The 4386-nt window shown below is 45.1% G+C and carries 5 protein-coding genes; all 5 read left to right on the top strand.

Going from position 1 to position 4386, the window contains the following annotated elements:
- Positions 1-65: 65 nt before the first annotated feature.
- The 5 genes from EV211_RS11020 (at position 66) to EV211_RS10450 (ending at position 4241) form a co-directional block, all read left to right on the top strand.
- Positions 66-197: a hypothetical protein gene (locus EV211_RS11020; RefSeq protein WP_279222035.1), complete on the top strand. Its 132-nt coding sequence runs from the start codon at positions 66-68 to the stop codon at positions 195-197.
- Positions 190-1146, top strand: coding sequence for a DUF5688 family protein (locus EV211_RS10465; protein WP_133529381.1), 957 nt, complete (start codon positions 190-192; stop codon positions 1144-1146). The genes EV211_RS11020 and EV211_RS10465 overlap by 8 nt, the downstream gene beginning before the upstream one ends.
- Before the next feature lie 3 nt (positions 1147-1149).
- A complete protein-coding gene (locus tag EV211_RS10460; RefSeq protein WP_133529380.1) occupies positions 1150-1578 on the top strand; it encodes a PrgI family protein in 429 nt (142 codons plus the stop codon).
- Positions 1559-3895 carry a VirB4-like conjugal transfer ATPase, CD1110 family gene (locus EV211_RS10455; protein WP_133529379.1) on the top strand — a complete coding sequence of 779 codons (2337 nt, stop codon included), beginning with the start codon at positions 1559-1561 and terminating at the stop codon, positions 3893-3895. The genes EV211_RS10460 and EV211_RS10455 overlap by 20 nt, the downstream gene beginning before the upstream one ends.
- A gap of 115 nt (positions 3896-4010) precedes the next feature.
- Positions 4011-4241 (top strand): sporulation initiation factor Spo0A C-terminal domain-containing protein, encoded by a 231-nt coding sequence (locus tag EV211_RS10450; protein ID WP_166635452.1) that lies wholly within the window; start codon positions 4011-4013, stop codon positions 4239-4241.
- Positions 4242-4386 lie beyond the last annotated feature (145 nt).

Raw genomic sequence — 4386 nt, 5'->3', positions numbered from 1 at the left:
AATCATAAAAAGTCCACAGTGTTAAATTGATTATATCAAAATTGAAGAAAGAAAGGAGAGTATGCATGTATTTGGACTCAAATACATCATACAAGAAAACCATGTCGGAACAAATGACGGTAGAAATGTCGGAACAAATCAAAAGGATCACAGCATTCAAAGAGATGCTGATGGAAGGAGAAGATAAAAATGAATAAGCAGGAATTTTGGGGAAGGGCAATGGATGAGCTTCTGGAGCAGCTTCCGGAAGATATGAGAAAGGGCACTACTCTTGCCATGAATACAGTGCTCAAGTGTAATGATATAGAGCTTCACGGAGTATCTCTCAAAAAAGGAGATGATGACATATCGCCTAACATATATCTTGACAGCTTCTATGAGCGCTTCGAAAACGGAGAATCCATGAAAGAACTGATGCAGGAAGTTGCGGACGTGTTCAAAGAAGCAAAAAGACCTGAGATCAAGCCAGATGAGCTTCCGCTTGATTACAGCAGCATAAAGGACAAACTGACTTTTAGACTTCTTGAGATGAAGCGCAACCGCATGTATCTTGTGAACACGCCATATATGCCGGTAGGCAATGGCCTCGCTCTTGTCTGTGACATAAAGCTGAGATCAGGTGAGGATGGAGAATGGAGGACCACTATCACAAAAGATATGATGGAGAAGTACGGTTACGATAAAAGAGAACTGTTCTTTGATGCTCTTTCCAATGTGAGAAGTGTAGATCCGCCGGTCATGATGGATATGGAAAGGAATATGTTCGGGATCTCACATAGCAATGTCCTGGACACAGAAGGACCTCTCTATGAGAGAAGCAATATGTATGTCCTGTCGAATACGAGTGGAGTGCTTGGCGCCTCTGCTCTTTTTTATCCCGAGATCCAGGAGCAGATCAGCGAGAAGATAGGTGAGGGGTATTATGTCCTTCCAAGCTCGCTCCATGAAGTCATAGTGGTACCGGAATCAGCAGGCTTTGATGCGGGACAGCTCACGGATATGGTAAAGGATGCAAACAGTTCTGTGGTCGCGCCAAAGGATGTGCTTTCAGACAGTGTCTATCACTTTGACATGGGAGAAAGAAAGCTTGAGACCATGCAGGCGGCGCCGGAACTTGGAAGCAGAGTATCAGAGGCAGGGAGGTAGCAAATGGAAGTTAAGATAAACAGAGAGATCCGTAACTATACGGAATCCATGTTTTTCGGACTGTCACTTCGGCAGTTCGTTTTTTCTGTCCTGGCCTGCGGGGTCGCGGTCGTAGTGTATTTTACACTGCGGCCGATCCTGGGCCTTGAGACAGTAAGCTGGGTGTGCATAGTTGCAGCTGTGCCTTTTGCTGCCATAGGCTTTCTGAAATATAACGGGATGACAGCAGAGAAGTTCCTGTGGGCATTTCTGAAGTCGGAGGTACTCATGCCGAAGACTCTTGATTTCGGGAATACCAATATGTATGTCACCACAATCAGGGACGCAAGAGAGCGAAAGAAAAGAGAAAGTAAAAGATCGTACAGGCTGAAAATGAAAATGCTGGCCTGGATAACAGAGAGGAGACGAAAGCATGATAAAGACACTGACTAATATGATGAAGCAGGATAAGCAAAAGGTCGAGGTGCCGAAGAAGCTGCAGGACATGATCCCCGTCAAGACCATATGGCCGGACGGGGTATTTTTGTCCGGAAAAAACAAGTATAGCAAAATGTTCCGCTTTGAGGATATAAACTACGCGGTGGCGTCAAAGGACGATAAGGAGGCAATGTTCCTGGAGTATTCAGAGCTCCTCAACTCTTTCGACAGCGGAGCAACGACCAAGATCACTATCAACAACAGAAGGCTCAATAGGGATGATTTTGAGAAGCAGATACTTATAGACATGAAGGAAGACGGCCTCAACGAGTACAGGCAGGAATACAACCATATGCTCATGGAAAAAGCCACAGGATCGAATTCCATAGTGCAGGATAAGTATGTGACCGTATCGGTAGCAAAGAAAGACATAGAGGATGCAAGGACATATTTCTCCAGAGTGGGGACCGATCTCATATCACACTTCGGAAGACTTGGCTCTGTCTGCACGGAGCTTGACGGAGAAGCGAGGCTTAGGATCATACACGACTTCATGAGGAGCGGCGAGGAAACTACCTTCCACTTCGATTTTGCAGACCACATGAAGAAGGGCGCGGATTTCAAGGACTATATCTGTCCTGACGGATTCGAAAACGATGGAGACAATTTCATGATAGGCGGCAGATACGGAAGAGTACTGCTTCTAAGGGACTATGCGTCATATATCAAGGACAGCATGGTTGCGGAGCTTACCGATGTAAACAGGAACATGATGCTCTCGATCGATGTGGTGCCTGTACCGACAGATGAAGCGGTAAGAGAAGTCGAGAGTAGGCTCCTTGGAGTCGAGACAAATATAACCAACTGGCAGAGAAGGCAGAATATGAACAACAACTTTTCTGCGGTAGTGCCGTACGACATGGAGCAGCAGAGAAAGGAATCAAAAGACTTTCTGGACGATCTTACTACAAGAGATCAGAGGATGATGTTTGCAGTCGTTACAATCGTTCATACTGCGGATACAAAGAAGCAGCTTGATAATGATACTGAGGCCATCCTGACAACGGCAAGGAAACATCTCTGTCAACTCTCGGTGCTGAGATATCAGCAGCTTGACGGACTCATGACGGCGCTGCCGTTCGGGGTGAGAAAGATCGATGCCTTCAGGACGCTCACTACAGAGAGCCTTGCGGTGTTCATGCCCTTCAGGGTACAGGAAGTATACGACGAAAACGGGATATACTATGGGCAGAATGTCATAAGCAAGAACATGATGATTGCTGATAGGAGAAAGCTCCTCAACGGTAATTCCTTCATCCTTGGCGTGTCCGGTTCCGGTAAGTCATTCACAGGTAAGAACGAAATCACGAATCTCATGCTGTCTTCAGATGCAGATATAATCATAATAGATCCTGAGCGAGAATATGCGCCACTTGTAAGAGCTATGGGTGGATCTGTAATAGAGATCTCGGCCACATCACCTAATCACATAAACGCAATGGACATGAGTAAAGACTATGGCGAGGTGGATCCTATTATAGAGAAGTCACAGTTTCTGCAGTCGCTTTGCGAGCAGATCATAGCGGGACATCACTTTGCAAAAGGTCAGCAGTCTATTATAGACCGCTGCACTGAGAATGTTTATCGTTACTACAAGCAGGGTGACTACAAAGGTACGCCGCCAACTCTTCGGGATTTCAGGGATGAGCTTCTTAAACAGGAGGAGCCAGAGGCAAAGTCACTGGCTCTTGAGCTTGAGCTCTTTACAAGAGGCTCTCTCAACACTTTCGCAAAACAGACTAATGTAAATACTGACAATCGCCTCATATGCTATGACATCCTTGAACTGGGCGAACAGCTGAGAGCAATAGGCATGCTTGTCATACTGGATTCTATCCTGAACCGTATCACGAGCAACAGACAGAAGGGAAAGCAGACATTTCTGTTCATCGATGAGATATACCTTTTGTTTATGCACGAGTATTCGGCGCAGTTTCTGTTCAAACTTTGGAAGAGAGTAAGAAAGTACGGAGCTTACTGCACGGGCATAACTCAGAATGTAGATGACCTTTTGCAGTCACATACGGCAAGGACCATGCTTTCAAACTCTGAGTTCATAGTCATGCTGAATCAGGCGGCTACGGACAGAGAGGAGCTGGCTAAGCTTCTTAACATCTCGGATCTGCAGCTTTCGTATATAACTAACGTGGATGCCGGGCACGGCCTGATCAAGGTCGGGTCTAGTCTCGTCCCGTTTGCTAACAGTTTTCCAAAGGATACGAAGTTGTATAAACTGATGACAACGAAGCCCGGCGAGGGATTGAATGAATAATTAATGGGAATACTGATAAGGTTGAAAAAGGTCGAAATTGATAGTATATTATTGATAATTGTAAGTACTAAGAAGATTCCCAATGCTATATACTATAGGCATGAGGAGGAAAGAAATGGATAAAGAATTTAGTAATATTTTGAAGCGTTTAGCAAGCCAAAATGATACTACTCCAGAACAGGTTTATGCCGAAATGGAGAAGGCTATAGATGTGGCTTATGCCAACAATGATCAAAATACAATGGAATACAGGAAGATGATGAGTTTAGGAGATGAAAGACCTTCTCCCGAGGAATTTATTATGGCGATGGCTAAAGACACTAAAAGAAATGTAGGAGAATCATAACAGATATATCTAATTATGCCTGGTAGTTGCACAACAGTGTGGCTACCAGGTTTTAGTATGACGGGCATGCCGTCAATCTGTGGTGAAAGTCCATGTGGGGCGTAGTTGCCGACGAACCCCAAAAGCGATTTGCAAGTTTCACATC

This window comes from Aminicella lysinilytica, from assembly GCF_004362975.1.
GTDB classification, from domain to species: Bacteria; Bacillota; Clostridia; order Peptostreptococcales; family Anaerovoracaceae; genus Aminicella; species Aminicella lysinilytica.
Note: the sequence above shows the minus strand (reverse complement) of the source record. Positions and strands in the feature narration are given on the sequence as shown.

What these genes read in the sequence shown, in the direction of transcription:
- EV211_RS11020 (WP_279222035.1), top strand. Translation starts at nt 66, where the DNA reads ATGTATTTGGACTCAAATACATCATACAAGAAAACCATGTCGGAACAA.
- EV211_RS10465 (WP_133529381.1), top strand. Translation starts at nt 190, where the DNA reads ATGAATAAGCAGGAATTTTGGGGAAGGGCAATGGATGAGCTTCTGGAG.
- EV211_RS10460 (WP_133529380.1), top strand. Translation starts at nt 1,150, where the DNA reads ATGGAAGTTAAGATAAACAGAGAGATCCGTAACTATACGGAATCCATG.
- EV211_RS10455 (WP_133529379.1), top strand. Translation starts at nt 1,559, where the DNA reads ATGATAAAGACACTGACTAATATGATGAAGCAGGATAAGCAAAAGGTC.
- EV211_RS10450 (WP_166635452.1), top strand. Translation starts at nt 4,011, where the DNA reads ATGGATAAAGAATTTAGTAATATTTTGAAGCGTTTAGCAAGCCAAAAT.